Here is a 13057-nt window from a genome sequence, read left to right on the forward strand (position 1 = left end):
CGCACCCGGGCCGTATCATGGTCAGACCTATGAACACACTGTCCAGACGAGCCGTGCTCGCCGGTGGTGCGCTGCTGGTCCCGGGCACGGTGACGGCCACGGTGGCGGGCTGTTCGGCACGCACCCCCGAGGCCGAGCCGCCCCCGGCGCCCGACCCGGAGGACGTGCTGCTCGGGCAGCTCATCTCGGACAAGCAGCGGACGATCGCGCTCTACACCCAGATGGTGGACTCCGGCGGCTCGGCGCTGCGGCCCTTTCTCGACCGCCACCAGGTGCACCTGGCCGAGCTGCGCCGGCGCCGGCCGCTCGACCTGCCCACCGAGGCGCCCACCGCGACCCCGCCCACGCCGTCCACGCCCGCGGCCGAGCCGAAGGTGACGCTGACCCGGCTGCGCGACGTCGAGCGCAAGGCGGCGGCCCTGCGGCTGCGCCAGCTCGCCGACGCCTCGCCCTCGCTGGCCCAGTTGATCGCCAGCATCGGCGCCTGCGAGGCCGCCCACGCGCTCGCCCTGCCGAGGTCCCTGTGAGCCGCCGCCTCGCGCGCGACGGCGCGGCCGATGTCGCGCGGCTGGGGAAGGCGCTGGCCGCCGAGCACGCGGCGGTCTACGCCTACGGGCTGCTCGGCGCCCGCACCACGGGAGCGCTCCGGAGCCGGGTGAGCGCGGCGTTCGACGCCCACCGCTACCGCCGCGACCAGCTCCGCTCGCTGCTGCTGGCGCGCGGCGGCAAGGCGGTGGAGACCGAGGCGTCCTACGACGTCCCGGTGACCGCCTCGGCCACCGACGCGGTCAACCTGGCCGTGCGGGTGGAGGACGGCATCACCGCGGCCTACCTGGAGCTGGCCGCGTGCGAGGAGCTGACGCTTCGCCGCTTCGCCGCCTCGGCGATGCAGGAGGCGGTCACCCGCTCCTACGGCCTGCGCCGCCAGATCAAGGCCCTGCCCGGCATGCCCGAGCAGCCGGTCACGCCCGCGCCGAGCACGAGCCCGGGCCTCGGCACCGACCCGAGCACGGGAACCGGCTGAGCCGCTCGCCCGTTGTCAGGGCATGGGCTGGCATTACCGGAAGACCATCAAAGTCGGGCCGCTGCGCTTCCATCTCACCCCGCACGGGGTCGGGCACAGCTTCGGCGGCCGCAGGTTCCACGTGACCACCACCCCCGACGGCGGCAGGCACCTGATGCTGCGGCTGCCTGGGGGTTTCCACCTCAGCAAGTCGCTCGGCGGGCGGCGCCGGCGCAGGCACTACTACTGAACCGGCGGGGCCGACTACTACGAGGCCGATTTCTGGGCAGTTCCCGGGCCATGGGACTGAGTTATCGAAAATCGATCAAGATAGGCCCGTTCCGGATCAATCTCTCGAACAAGGGCGTCGGCCACAGTTACGGGAACCGGTTATTCCGGGTGACCCGGGGACCGGACGGTCGCAGGACCGTGGCGGTCAACCTTCCGGGGAACTTCTCCTGGCGTAAGACGACCCGCCGCTGACGCTCCGCCGTACCGGGTGCCTGCCGTACCTGACCGCGGGGCCCCACCCTGGAAGAGGCGGGCGACGGGCGGCGGACGAACGTACAGAGGCCGGGCGCGACGCGCCCGGCCTCCGGCGGTTCACGAACCGGTCAGACGAGGCCGGCGATGCGCTCGACCGCCTCGGCGATCGGGATCTCCTGCTTCTCGCCGGTGACGCGGTCGCGCAGCTCGGCGACGCCCTGGGCCAGGCCGCGGCCGATGACCAGGATGGTCGGCAGGCCGAGCAGCTCGGCGTCCTTGAACTTGACGCCGGGCGAGACGCTGGGCCGGTCGTCGACCAGGACGCGCAGGCCGCGGGCCTCGAGCTCGGTGGCGAGCTGGAGGGCGACCTCGATCTGGTTGTCCTTGCCGGTGCCGACGATGTGCACGTCGGCGGGGGCCACCTCGCGCGGCCAGACGAGGCCGAGCTCGTCGTGCCACTGCTCGGCGATCACCGCGACCGAGCGGGAGACGCCGACGCCGTAGGAGCCCATGGTGATGCGGACGGGCTTGCCGTCGGGTCCGAGCGCGTCGAGCGAGGCGGCGTCGGCGTACTTGCGGCCGAGCTGGAAGATGTGCCCGATCTCGATGCCGCGGTCGAGGGAGAGCTCGGAGCCGCAGCGGGGGCAGGTGTCGCCCGCGCGCACCTCGGCGGCCTCGATGGTGCCGTCGGGGTGGAAGTCGCGGCCGGCGACGACGTTGACCGCGTGCTTGCCGGCCTCGTTGGCGCCGGTCACCCAGGCGGTGCCGGTGACGACGCGGGGGTCGACGAGGTAGCGGATGCCGAGGTCCTTGAGCACCTGGGGCCCGATGTAGCCCTTGACCAGGCCGGGCTGCTTGTGGAACTCCTCGAAGATGGCGGCCTCGCCGGGGGCCAGCGCGGCCTCCAGGCGCTTGGCGTCGACCTCGCGGTCGCCGGGCACGCCGACGACGAGGAGCTCGGCCTTGTCGGAACCGGGGTAGGTCACCTTGAAGACGACGTTCTTGAGGGTGTCGGCGGCGGTGATGCCCAGGCCGTTGTTGGTGTTGAGGAAGTCGACCAGCGTCTCGATGGTCGGCGTGCCGGGGGTGTCGAGCACCTGCTGGGCGGGCAGCCCTTCGATCGCGCGGGCGGCGGGGGCGGGGGTGGTGACCGCTTCGGCGTTGGCGGCGTAGCCGCAGGTGTGGCAGTTGACGAAGGTGTCCTCGCCGGTGGGCGTGGGGGCCAGGAACTCCTCGGAGGCCGAGCCGCCCATGGCGCCGGAGGTCGCGAAGACGATCTTGTAGCGCAGGCCCAGCCGGTCGAAGATCTTGATGTAGGCCTCGCGGTGCTGCTCGTAGGAGCGCTTGAGGCCGTCGTCGTCGAGGTCGAAGGAGTAGGAGTCCTTCATCACGAACTCGCGCCCGCGCAGGATGCCGGCCCGGGGGCGGGCCTCGTCGCGGTACTTCGTCTGGATCTGGTAGAGCGTGACGGGGAAGTCCTTGTAGGAGGAGTACTCGCTCTTCACCATGTCGGTGAACAGCTCCTCGTGCGTGGGACCGAGCAGGTAGTCACCGCCCTTGCGGTCCCTCAGCCGGAAGATGTTGTCGCCGTACTCGGTCCACCGGCCGGTGGCCTCGTAGTACTCGCGGGGCAGCAGCGCGGGGAAGAGCACCTCCTGGCCGCCCATGCGGTTCATCTCCTCGCGCACGACACGGGCGACGTTCTCCAGGACGATCTTGCCCAGGGGCAGCCACGAGTAGATGCCGGGGGCGACGCGGCGGACGTAACCGGCGCGGACGAGGAGCTTGTGGCTCGGCACTTCCGCGTCCGCCGGGTCGTCCCGCAGGGTGCGAAGAAACAACGACGACATACGCAGCAGCACGGTGAGCTCCTCGGTCGGGCCGGAAGATGACGGCCTACGGGTTCATGAGTGCCTACAGGCTATCGACTCCGCGGCACCGCCGCCGCGCCTTATCCGGCCCACGGCCCCAGCAGGGCCAGCGCGAACAGGCCGGAGAGCGCGAGGGCGACCCCCAGCGCGCGCAGCCGCCCGCCGACGGTGCGGCGCAGGCCCAGCGGCAGGCACAGGGACAGGACGGCGAGCCCGGCGGCCGGCCAGGGCCAGAAGCCCGGCTCGTAGTCGAGGAAGCCCTTGCTCGCCCGGTCGATCACGTCGCTGACCAGCAGCGCGGAGATCGCGCCCGCGGCCAGGTCGCCCCAGAGGTCCGCCCGCCGGCTCGCGTAGCCCAGCAGGCCGAGCGCGACCAGGAGCACCACCAGGACGTTGAGCCCGGTGGCGTCGCCGCCGACGGAGTTGAGGTCGAAGTCGCCCTGCAGCGCGCCCGCGCCCATGGTCCCCACGACGCTGGAGGTCGCGGCCAGGAAGACGGCGAGGGCCGCCCAGGACAGGCCGCTGGCGGTGGCGCCCACCGCGATGATCAGCGCGAGGTAGGCGTAGGGGTCGTAGAGGCTGGCCAGTTGGCCGGACGGGAGCAGGCCGAGCAGGCCGACGGCCACTCCCCCAAGGAAGGCGGTCAGCAGGTGGCGGAGGATGCCGCGCTGGCGCCGGTCGTACTCGGCGTAGTCGGCATATTCGACGGTGCTGCTCTTCATGATCGATTCTGGCCGTTTCACCTGTTCATCGCAAAAGGCCATACCGAACGATATGTGGTCTTACAGAAAAAGTAAATTTCGGTCAACCCTAAGTCAGTTGAGCAATTGCTTGGTTAAGATATCGCGGGTGAGCGACCCCGAACTCCGTGCCGCCGTCCGCTCCTATCTCGCCGCCCGGCCGGCCGCCGGCTGGGCCGCCTTCGCCGCCGACCTGGGGGTCGGCGGCCTCACCGTCCCCGAGGAGTACGGCGGGGCGGGCCGCCCCGACCTGGCCGAGGTCGCGGTCGTCGCCGCCGAGCTGGGGCGGGTCCTGTCGCCGCTGCCGTTCCTGCAGAGCGCGGTGCTGGCGGTCGAGGCACTCCGGGCGGCGGGCTCGGACCACCGGCTGGGCGAGCTGGCCGAGGGGTCGGTCAGCGCCACCGTGGTCTTCCCCGGCCCGCTCCGGCTGTCCGGGGGGCGGCTGTACGGCGTGGCCCGGCACGTGCTGGAGGGGGAGGTCGTGCTGGCCTACGCCGGAGGGGCGCTGGTCGAGGCCGTGCCTTCGCGGCGGGAGCCGTACCGCACCATGGACGCGAGCCGGCCGCTGGGCGAGCTGGTCTTCGACGGCGTGCCCGCGCGGGTGCTGGGCGACGGCGGCGGCTGGGAGCGGGTGCGCGACCTGGGGATCGTGGCGCTGGCGGCCGAGCAGGCCGGCGGGGCGGCGCGGTGCCTGGAGGCGGCGACCGCCTACGCCAAGGTGCGCGAGCAGTTCGGGCGGCCGATCGGGGCCTTTCAGGCGATCAAGCACAAGCTGGCCGAGGTGCACATGGCCGTGGAGACGGCCCAGGCCGCGGTGGAGGCGGCGGCGCGGGGCGAGCTGCCCGCGGCGGCGGCCGGGTCGGTGTGCGGAACGGCCTACCTGCTGGCGGCCGGGGAGAACATCCAGGTCCACGGCGGGATCGGGGTGACCTGGGAGCACGAGGCGCACCGGTACTTCAAGCGGGCGACCGCCGACGCGTGCCTGCTCGGCTCCCCGCGCGAGCACCGTGCCCGGCTGGCCGGCACCCTCTTCTAGCCTCCCTTCCCGACGGCCCGCCTTCCCGACGGCCCGCCTTCCCGACGGCCCGCCTTCCCGACGGCCCGCCTTACGGACGGCCGCTCTCCAGGAGGCGCCTCGGGCGAGGTCAGCCGCCGAGGAGTTCCTCCCACGGGCGGCGGCCCGCGGTGGAGCGGGAGGTGTCGAGGGCCTCGGCCAGCCGCCAGAAGTTCTGCCGCCCCCGCGACCCGGTCGGGTCGATCGCCCGCAGCTCGACCCGGACGCCCATCACGTCGAGCACCGCGCTCGCGGGACCGCCCGGCCCGGCCAGGGCGGCGAGCGACCCGTCGAAGCCCGGGTCGCGCACGCCGGCGATCAACGCCTCGGCCACCTCGTGCGCGTACGGGCCGTCCCGCCACTCCAGGTGCCAGGCGTGGTCGGCGCCGCGCCACCAGGTGAGGTCGCGGCACGACTCGATGATCTCCGCCTCCGCCGCCAGGGCCGCCATCACCCGGCCGAAGGCCTCGTACCTGCGCGCGCTCGCGAGCGCCGCCTCGTCGGCCGCGACCCGCCCGCGACGGAATCCCCTCATGGATGGGAGCGTGCCATCTTTCGGCCGCCTCAGGGCGTGCTTTCGCTTCACGATCATCCACTCTGATCCCCCGCGCACTTCCCGGCAACCCCCTCGGCTGCTACGCTCGACCCAAGCGAGCGCTTGGTTAAGTGGGGAGGCACTTGATGCGGATCAGCTTGGGATACGAGCTGGAGGTGCGGGGGCGCACGCGAGAGGTCGAACAACAGGCGTTCCGCAACGTGATGGAGCAGGTCGTGCTGGGCGACCGCCTCGGCTACGACACCGCCTGGTTCGTCGAGCACCACTTCACCCGCGGCTTCTCCCACTCCTCCGCCCCCGACCTGGTGCTCGCCGCCCTGTCCCAGCGCACCGAGCGCATCCACCTCGGCCTCGGCGTCGTGCTGCTGCCCTTCCAGTCCCCCATCCGTACGGCGGAGCGGATCGCCACGCTCGACGTGCTGAGCGGCGGCCGGGTGGAGTTCGGCACCGGCCGCGGCGCCTCGCCCCTGGAGTACCAGGCCTTCCAGCGCCCCTTCGAGAAGTCCCGGCAGATCTGGGAGGACTCGCTGGAGGCGGTCCTGGCCCTCTGGTCGGCCGACGGGGAGCCGATCAGCCGGTCCAACGAGTTCTTCGAGATCCCCGACGTGGCGGTCTACCCCCGGCCGGTCCAGCGGCCCCACCCCCCGGTCTGGGTCGCCTCGACCTCGCTGGAGGGGTTCCTGTCCGCCGCCGCGCACGGCCACAACCTGCTCGCGATGACCATGCTCAAGGGCATCGACGACGTGGCCGAGGACATCGCCCGCTACCGGGAGGCGCTCGCCGGGCACGGCTTCGACCCCGACAGCCGGCGGGTGGCGCTGATGATCCCCTGGTTCGTCGGCCCGACCCGGGACGAGGCGGCCGCCACCGCCGCCGACGCGGTGCTCTGGTACATCCGGCGGCAGGTCAACCTGGTCACCCCGCCCGGCTACTACGACGCCCGGCACGCCACCCACCGGGTGCTCGGCCAGCTCGCCGCCGGGATGCCGCCCGCCGAGGCGATGGCCACGCTGCGCGAGCACCTCATGGTCGTGGTCGACGACGCCGAGGGCTCCCGCAAGGCGGTGGCCCGCATCGCCGAGGCCGGGGCGACCGACCTGATCCTGCAGGCGCAGGTCGGCGGGCTGGCGCACGACCTGGTGTGCGACTCGATGACGCGCTTCATGAACGAGGTGATGAGGTGACTCCAGCCCGTCCTCAGGAGCGGGGTGACGACGTGACCCGGCCCGTCTTCGTGACCGAGGTGATGAGGTGACCGGGTCCATCGGCGGGTCCGGGGGGCGGTGGCTGGTGCGGGACGACCTGGCCGCCGCGGCCGGCACGGCGACCGGGCTGCTGCTCGCCTCGCCCGACGCCGGCTCCGTCGTCACGCTCTCCCCCGCCGACCACGAGCTCACCGCCGCCGCCCTGACCGCGGCGGGCGTCGGCCCGGCCGACCGCGTGGTCGTGGCTCTGGCCGAACCGGCAGGGGCGCTGTGGGCGTCGGCCGCCGCCGAGGTCGCCGCCGCGGCCGCCGCCGTGGGACCACGCGGCCGGCTCCGCCTCCAGCACCTGCTCACCACGCTCAGGGCCACCACACTGGTCACCACCCCGACCGGGGCCATGGACCTGCTCGCCCGGCTGCACCTGGAGTTCCTGCTCGACCCGCTCGACCTGGGACTGCGGCAGATCGTGGTCACCGGGGAGATCGCCGCCCCGCACACCCTCGCGCACCTGGCCGCCGAGTTCGAGGCGACGGTCACCGAGGTCTACGCCAGCCCCTTCTCCGGGGCCGCCCTGGCGTGGCGCTCGGCCGCCGCCGAGCCGCTCACCCCGCTGTGTGACGGGCTGGTGCGGCACGCCGCCCTGGCCAAGGACGAGTTCGCCGCCGAGGGGCGGGGGGAGCTCGTGCTCGTGCGGGAGGACGCGGTGCTCCGTACCGGGCAGGTGGCCGCCCAGCCGGGTGCGGCGCCGGCGCACACGGTCGGCGAGCACCTGCTGGTGCGCGGGGTGTGGCTGAGCCTGCCGCGGCTGGACAAGGCCCTGGCCAGGATCGACGGCGTCGCCGCATGGGACCTGACGGTCAGCCGTCCGGGCACCCTCGACGTCGCGGTGCTGACCGTGCGGTATGCCCGTGCGGGGCTGGTCGGGAACCCGATGTGGAAGGCGCGCGTCGAGCAGGCGCTCCAGGCGCTGACCCCGGTCAGGATCGCCGTGGAGATCGACCCCGAGGTCGCCCCGCGCGGCGCCGGGGTGGTCACCGACCTCCGCGGCCAGCACCTGGGCCGCGACCGCGCCCTCGTCTGAGGAGGCACGGATGGAACCGGTGCCGGACTGGGGGACCGTGCCGCGGATGGTGCTGGAGCAGGCCGCGCGGCACCCGGACGTGCCGGTCCTGGACGGGGTGACCTATGCCGGGCTGCTGGAGCGGGCGCTGGCGGTGGCCGGGGATCTGCTGGCGCTCGGGATCGAGCGCGGCGACCGGGTGGCGGTGTGGGGGCTCAACGACGCCGCCTGGGTCGTGCGTGCGGTCGGGGTGTGGCTCGCCGGGGCGGTGATCGTGCCGCTGTCGGCCCGGTTCAAGGCGCTGGAGGCGGCCGACGTGCTGGCGCGGACCGGTGCGAAGGCCCTGCTCGCCGCCGACGGCTTCACCCCACCCGACGGCTTCCCCCACCTGCTCACCGCCGACGGCTCCGCCCACCTCCGCACCCCCGAGGGCTCCGCCCGCCTCCGCACCCCCCGCCCCGTACGGCGGAGCCACCGGGCTGCCGTGCTGGAGCGGGCCGGAGCGGTCGAGCCCACCGACCTGTGCGAGATCATGTCCACCTCCGGCACGACCGGCACCCCCAAGGGCGTCATGCTCGACCACGCCCAGGTCCTGCGCGGCTACTGGGACTGGGCCGAGATCGTCGGCCTGCGGGCGGAAGACCGCTACCCGGTGATAGCGCCGTTCGCGCACGGTTTCGGGCTGAACGCGGGCCTGCTGGCGTGCTTGTTACGCCGGGCGGCGATGATCCCGGTCCCGGTGTTCCGCCCCGAGCTCATCATCGACCTCCTCGAATCCCGGAAAATCACCGTCCTGGCCGGCCCGCCCACCCTCTTCCACCGCCTCCTGGACGAGCTCGACCGCGCCCCGCACGACTTCTCCTCCCTGCGCGTGGCCATCTGCGGCGCGGCAGTCGTACCCCCCGAGCTGGTCAGGCGGCTCCTCGACCGCACCGGTCTGGAGCGCATGATCAACGCCTACGGCCTGATGGAGGGCACGGTCGTCTCGATGACCCGGGCGGAGGACCCGGTGGAGGTGGTCGCGGGCACGGCCGGGCGGCCGGTGCCGGGCATCGAGGTCAAGGTCGTCGACCCGGCCGGGCACGCACTCCCGGCGGGCGAGCGCGGCGAGATCCTGCAACGCGGTTACGGGGTGATGCGCGGCTACTGGGACGACCCGGTCCGCACCGCCGAGGTGATCGACGCCGACGGCTGGCTGCACACCGGGGACGTGGGGTACCTCGACCCGTCGGGGAACGTGGTGCTGGTGGACCGGCTGAAGGAGTTGTACATCGTCAACGGGTTCAACGTCTCGCCCGCCGAGGTGGAGGCGCTGCTGTTGCGGGAGGGGTCGCTGGCGCAGGTGGCGGTGGTGGGGGTGCCCGACGCGCGGAGCGGTGAGGCGGGCTGGGCCTTCGCGGTGCCCCGGCCCGGGCAGGAGGTGGACGCCGCCGCGGTGCTCGGGTGGGCGCGGAGGCACCTGTCCTCGCACAAGGTCCCCAAGCACCTGACCGTCGTCGAGGAGCTGCCGCTCAACGCCACGGGGAAGGTGGACAAACAGGCCCTGCGCCGGCTCACCGCCTCCTGACCGGGGGGACACACGGGGGGCTCCTCGCCCACCGTCTCCTGACCGGAGAGGGACCACCCGGGGCGGTTCACCTGGGCGGTGCGAGGGCGTTCGTGGGGGCCCCGGCGGGGTATGAGGCCGGTACGCGCCTACCTCGGGAGCCGTGCGATGTTGCGCCTGCTGGCCGGGGAGGCCGCACGCCGGTTCGGGGCGCGCGCGGCGGTCGTCTCCGGTTCCATGTCCCTGTCCTTCACCGAGCTCGACCGCCTGTCCGACCAGGTGGCGGCGGGCCTGACGCACCGCGGGGTGCGCGTCGGCGACCTGGTCGCGCTGGCGCTGCCGGACGGGCCGGAGTTCGTGCTCTGCTACCTGGCCGCGGCCAAGATCGGCGCGCTCACCGCAGGGTGCGGCCCCGGGAAGCTGCCCGACGGGCTGAGGCCGGACCTCGTCATCACCGAGCCGGGGCCCTCGCCCGCGCCGCCGGGGGTGGAGGTGATCACGCTGCCGGTGCGGCGCGGCCTGCCGTACAGCCTGAGAGGGGTGGCCCGCGACGAGCGCCCGCCACCGCCCTTCCCGCCCGACCCGGAGCGTCCGGTCGTGGTGGCGTTCACCTCGGGCCGGACCGGCCCGCGCAAGGGCGCGCTCTTCGGCGACCGGCAGCTGGCCGCCATCCGCGCGCACGGCGCGGGGACCCGCTGGGGCACCGGCGACGCGCGGCTGGTGACGCAGCCGCTCGGGCACCTGTCGTTCGCCACCCGGCTGCCGATCTTCCTGCAGACCGGCCGCACCAGCCACCTCCTGCCCTGCTGGGAGGCCGGCGCGGCGGTGGAGGTCCTGCGCCGGCACCGGATCCGGGTGCTGCAGGGCAGCCCTCGCCAGCTCGCCGAGCTGCTCGCCACCGGAGCCGAGCTGCCCGACCTGACCCTGGTGCTGAGCGGCGGCGCGCCAGCCCCGCCGGGCCTGATCCGGGCGCTGCGCGAGCGGTACGGCGTGCCGGTCTGCAACCGCTACCTCTGCACCGAGGCCGGGCTCGGCCTGGGCACCCGGCCGGACGACCCGCCGGAGGACGCCGAGGAGTCGGTGGGCCGGCCGCGGGCCGGGGTGGACGTGGCGATCCGCGACGCCGCCGGACGACCGGTCGAAGAGGGCGAGGAGGGCGAGGTGCTGCTGCGCTCCCCGGCCGTCATGACCGGCTACCTGGAGAGATCTCGTGATCGTTCGGTGTTCGCCCGAGACGGGTTCATCCGCACCGGGGATCGGGGATATATCGACCACACCGGCCGCCTGCGTCTGGCGGGACGCACCCTCCCCAGCGGCCCGGTGAGTTGAGGAGGCGGCACGGTGACGCTGACGGTCGCAGTCGTGGGCTCGGGCCCGGCCGGGATCTACACCGCAGAGGCACTCGTCAAGCAGTCCCCCGGCCCGGTGCGGGTGGACGTGCTGGAGCGGCTGCCCGCGCCGTACGGCCTGGTGAGGTACGGCGTCGCCCCCGACCACACCTCGATCAAGTCGATCGCCAACTACCTGCGGCGCGTGCTCGAACTCCCCCAGATCCGCTTCCTCGGCGGCCTCACCCTGGGCGCCGACCTGACCGTCGAGGAGCTGCTGAGCCACTACGACGCGGTCGTCTACTGCACCGGCGCGATGGTCGACCGGCGGCTGGGCATCCCCGGCGAGGACCTGCCCGGCAGCGTCGCCGCGACCGACTTCGTCAACTGGTACTGCGGGCATCCCGACGTCTCCCCCGACCGCTTCACCCTCGACAGCCCGGAGATCGCCGTCATCGGCGTCGGCAACGTGGCGGTGGACGTGGTGCGCATCCTCGCCAAGACCGCCGCCGACCTCGAAGGCACCGACATCCCGCACGAGGTGCTGGGCAACCTGGACGCCTCCCAGGTCAAGGCGATCCACATGATCGGCCGCCGCGGCCCCGAGCACGCCAAGTTCACCCTCAAGGAGCTGCGCGAGCTCGGCGAGGTGGGCAACGCCGACGTCTGCGTGCGGCCGGAGGAGGCCGTGGTGCTCGGCGGCGACTTCCCCCGGCAGGTCCGCGGCAACATCGACGTGCTGCAGTCGTGGGCGGCCCGGCCGCCCGAGGGCCGTCCCCGCCGCCTCGACGTGCGGTTCTGGCTGCGCCCGGTCGAGATCCTGGGTGCGGAGCGGGTCGAGGGCCTGCGTCTGGAGCGCACCCGGCTGTCGGAGGAGGGCCGCGTCGTCGGCACCGGCGAGTTCGAGACCCTTCCGGTGGGCATGGTGCTGCGCTCGGTCGGCTACCAGAGCGTGCCGCTGCCGGGGGTGCCGTTCGACACCGGCACCATGACCGTGCCCAACGTCGCCGGCCGGGTGCGGGATCGGGAGTACGTCGCGGGGTGGCTCAAGCGCGGGCCCACCGGGGTCATCGGCACCAACAAGTCCGACGCCGCCGAGACGGTCCGCACCCTCCTCGCCGACCTCTCGGATCGGGATCCCGTCGAGCGGGCCGGGCTCGACGACCTGCTCGCCGCCAAGGGCCTCACGCCGGTCACCTACGACGACTGGCTGCGCATCGAGGCGGCCGAGGGCGAGCTGGCCCGCTCGCTGGGCCGGGGCGACAAGGTCAAGCTGACCGGTCTGGAGGCGATGCTGGCCGCCTGCGGCCGGGGCTGATCCCTCCGGTCCGGCGGGCCGCCAGCACCACGACGGCGACGCCGAGCAGCAGCACCAGCGTCGAGGCGAGCCCGCCCTCCGGGCCGAAGGCGCCGCCGGTCACCACGTCGGGCCCCTGCTCGCGCAGGTCGACGACGGAGAGCACGCCGGTGGTCTGCCCGCTGACCTCGAAACCGAAGACGCTGCCCTGCGCCCAGTTCCAGGCGGCGTGCCACAGGCACACGCCCCACAGCGCCCCCTCGTAGAGGGCGTAGAGGCCGAGCAGCACCCCGACCAGCACGAGGTTGACGACGCTGAGCGGGGTGACGCCCGGGTTCAGCCCGTGCAGCAGCGCGAAGAGCAACGCCGAGACGCCCACCCCGGCGACGGCTCCCCAGCGGGCGCCCACCACCGGCATGAGGAAGCCCCGCACGAGGACCTCCTCGGTCGAGCTCTGCACGATCCACCCGGCCAGCACCACCAGCGCGGGCACGAACGCCTCGGGGACGTTCTCCCGCGCCGCGTACCCCAGGGCCACCAGCAGTCCGGTGACCAGGCCGAAGGCCAGCAGGCCGGTGAGGAAGCCGCGCAGGCTCTTCCAGCCGGCGCGATCCCGGGTGAAGCCGAGAGTGCTCCAGCCGCGCCCCTCGAAGCCGCGCACCCACAGCCACACGAGCGCCGCCGTCGGCGCGAACCCGAGCACCAGCAGAACCAGCAGCCGCACCGCCGGATCGGCGGGCACCGCGATCAGGCTCAGCAGGACCTCGCCCGCCGCCGAGCCGAACAGCAGGGCGCCCAGGGCGATCGCGATCGCCAGCAGAGGGTGGGTGGTGCGCCGCCCGGAACGGGCCAGGGTGAACAGCGGGTTGTCCGCGCCGAAGTGCCGCATGCGGTGGACATTAGGCTATGCC

At 73.6% G+C, this 13057-nt stretch carries 14 protein-coding genes; 10 read left to right on the forward strand and 4 right to left on the reverse strand.

What is annotated here, in order from left to right:
* Nucleotides 1–29: 29 nt before the first annotated feature.
* From AB0I67_RS34945 to AB0I67_RS34960, 4 genes are read left to right on the forward strand one after another with little or no spacing between them, the layout of a single operon-like run.
* Nucleotides 30–527: a hypothetical protein gene (locus tag AB0I67_RS34945; protein WP_357932676.1), complete on the forward strand. Its 498-nt coding sequence runs from the start codon at nucleotides 30–32 to the stop codon at nucleotides 525–527.
* Nucleotides 524–1024: a ferritin-like domain-containing protein gene (locus AB0I67_RS34950; RefSeq protein WP_357932679.1), complete on the forward strand. Its 501-nt coding sequence runs from the start codon at nucleotides 524–526 to the stop codon at nucleotides 1022–1024. Before AB0I67_RS34945 ends, AB0I67_RS34950 begins: the two co-directional genes overlap by 4 nt.
* A 22-nt stretch (nucleotides 1025–1046) precedes the next feature.
* On the forward strand, nucleotides 1047–1253 hold the full coding sequence (locus tag AB0I67_RS34955) for a DUF4236 domain-containing protein (protein WP_357932682.1): 207 nt from the start codon (nucleotides 1047–1049) through the stop codon (nucleotides 1251–1253).
* Between the two features lie 50 nt (nucleotides 1254–1303).
* On the forward strand, nucleotides 1304–1486 hold the full coding sequence (locus AB0I67_RS34960) for a DUF4236 domain-containing protein (RefSeq protein ID WP_357932685.1): 183 nt from the start codon (nucleotides 1304–1306) through the stop codon (nucleotides 1484–1486).
* A 131-nt stretch (nucleotides 1487–1617) separates the two neighbouring features.
* On the opposite strand, the gene AB0I67_RS34965 is transcribed toward AB0I67_RS34960, so the two are convergent.
* Entirely contained in the window at nucleotides 1618–3351 is a 1734-nt protein-coding gene (locus AB0I67_RS34965; RefSeq protein ID WP_357932688.1) for a proline--tRNA ligase, read from the reverse strand.
* Between the two features lie 89 nt (nucleotides 3352–3440).
* Nucleotides 3441–4082: a hypothetical protein gene (locus AB0I67_RS34970; RefSeq protein WP_357932690.1), complete on the reverse strand. Its 642-nt coding sequence runs from the start codon at nucleotides 4080–4082 to the stop codon at nucleotides 3441–3443.
* Between the two features lie 127 nt (nucleotides 4083–4209).
* Here AB0I67_RS34970 and AB0I67_RS34975 point away from each other — a divergent pair, with 127 nt between their 5' ends.
* A complete protein-coding gene (locus AB0I67_RS34975) occupies nucleotides 4210–5136 on the forward strand; it encodes an acyl-CoA dehydrogenase family protein (RefSeq protein ID WP_357932693.1) in 927 nt (308 codons plus the stop codon).
* Between the two features lie 109 nt (nucleotides 5137–5245).
* Here AB0I67_RS34975 and AB0I67_RS34980 read toward each other — a convergent pair whose 3' ends face one another.
* Nucleotides 5246–5689: a hypothetical protein gene (locus AB0I67_RS34980; RefSeq protein WP_357932695.1), complete on the reverse strand. Its 444-nt coding sequence runs from the start codon at nucleotides 5687–5689 to the stop codon at nucleotides 5246–5248.
* Between the two features lie 146 nt (nucleotides 5690–5835).
* Between AB0I67_RS34980 and AB0I67_RS34985 the strand changes: the two genes are divergently transcribed.
* From AB0I67_RS34985 to AB0I67_RS35005, 5 genes are all read left to right on the forward strand, one after another.
* Nucleotides 5836–6894 (forward strand): LLM class flavin-dependent oxidoreductase, encoded by a 1059-nt coding sequence (locus AB0I67_RS34985; protein WP_357932698.1) that lies wholly within the window; start codon nucleotides 5836–5838, stop codon nucleotides 6892–6894.
* Nucleotides 6895–6961: 67 nt separating this feature from the next.
* Nucleotides 6962–7996, forward strand: a complete 1035-nt coding sequence (locus AB0I67_RS34990) for a hypothetical protein (protein ID WP_357932700.1) — start codon at nucleotides 6962–6964, stop codon at nucleotides 7994–7996.
* A 10-nt stretch (nucleotides 7997–8006) separates the two neighbouring features.
* Nucleotides 8007–9542 (forward strand): AMP-binding protein, encoded by a 1536-nt coding sequence (locus AB0I67_RS34995; protein WP_357932703.1) that lies wholly within the window; start codon nucleotides 8007–8009, stop codon nucleotides 9540–9542.
* 147 nt (nucleotides 9543–9689) lie between these two features.
* The gene (locus AB0I67_RS35000) at nucleotides 9690–10850 is read left to right on the forward strand and encodes an AMP-binding protein (protein ID WP_357932706.1); all 1161 of its coding nucleotides are present in this window, start codon (nucleotides 9690–9692) and stop codon (nucleotides 10848–10850) included.
* Nucleotides 10851–10862: 12 nt separating this feature from the next.
* Complete coding sequence (locus AB0I67_RS35005; protein WP_357932709.1) at nucleotides 10863–12167, forward strand: FAD-dependent oxidoreductase; 1305 nt, start codon at nucleotides 10863–10865, stop codon at nucleotides 12165–12167.
* On the opposite strand, the gene AB0I67_RS35010 is transcribed toward AB0I67_RS35005, so the two are convergent.
* On the reverse strand, nucleotides 12118–13035 hold the full coding sequence (locus AB0I67_RS35010) for a type II CAAX endopeptidase family protein (protein WP_357932711.1): 918 nt from the start codon (nucleotides 13033–13035) through the stop codon (nucleotides 12118–12120). The genes AB0I67_RS35005 and AB0I67_RS35010 overlap by 50 nt on opposite strands.
* Nucleotides 13036–13057 lie beyond the last annotated feature (22 nt).

The sequence above is a fragment of the Nonomuraea sp. NPDC050310 genome (genome assembly GCF_040655795.1).
Classification (GTDB): Bacteria; Actinomycetota; Actinomycetes; order Streptosporangiales; family Streptosporangiaceae; genus Nonomuraea.

What these genes read in the sequence shown, in the direction of transcription:
- AB0I67_RS34945 (WP_357932676.1), top strand. Translation starts at nt 30, where the DNA reads ATGAACACACTGTCCAGACGAGCCGTGCTCGCCGGTGGTGCGCTGCTG.
- AB0I67_RS34970 (WP_357932690.1), bottom strand. Translation starts at nt 4,082, where the DNA reads ATGAAGAGCAGCACCGTCGAATATGCCGACTACGCCGAGTACGACCGG.
- AB0I67_RS34955 (WP_357932682.1), top strand. Translation starts at nt 1,047, where the DNA reads ATGGGCTGGCATTACCGGAAGACCATCAAAGTCGGGCCGCTGCGCTTC.
- AB0I67_RS34980 (WP_357932695.1), bottom strand. Translation starts at nt 5,689, where the DNA reads ATGAGGGGATTCCGTCGCGGGCGGGTCGCGGCCGACGAGGCGGCGCTC.
- AB0I67_RS34995 (WP_357932703.1), top strand. Translation starts at nt 8,007, where the DNA reads ATGGAACCGGTGCCGGACTGGGGGACCGTGCCGCGGATGGTGCTGGAG.
- AB0I67_RS34960 (WP_357932685.1), top strand. Translation starts at nt 1,304, where the DNA reads ATGGGACTGAGTTATCGAAAATCGATCAAGATAGGCCCGTTCCGGATC.
- AB0I67_RS34985 (WP_357932698.1), top strand. Translation starts at nt 5,836, where the DNA reads ATGCGGATCAGCTTGGGATACGAGCTGGAGGTGCGGGGGCGCACGCGA.
- AB0I67_RS35010 (WP_357932711.1), bottom strand. Translation starts at nt 13,035, where the DNA reads ATGCGGCACTTCGGCGCGGACAACCCGCTGTTCACCCTGGCCCGTTCC.
- AB0I67_RS35000 (WP_357932706.1), top strand. Translation starts at nt 9,690, where the DNA reads ATGTTGCGCCTGCTGGCCGGGGAGGCCGCACGCCGGTTCGGGGCGCGC.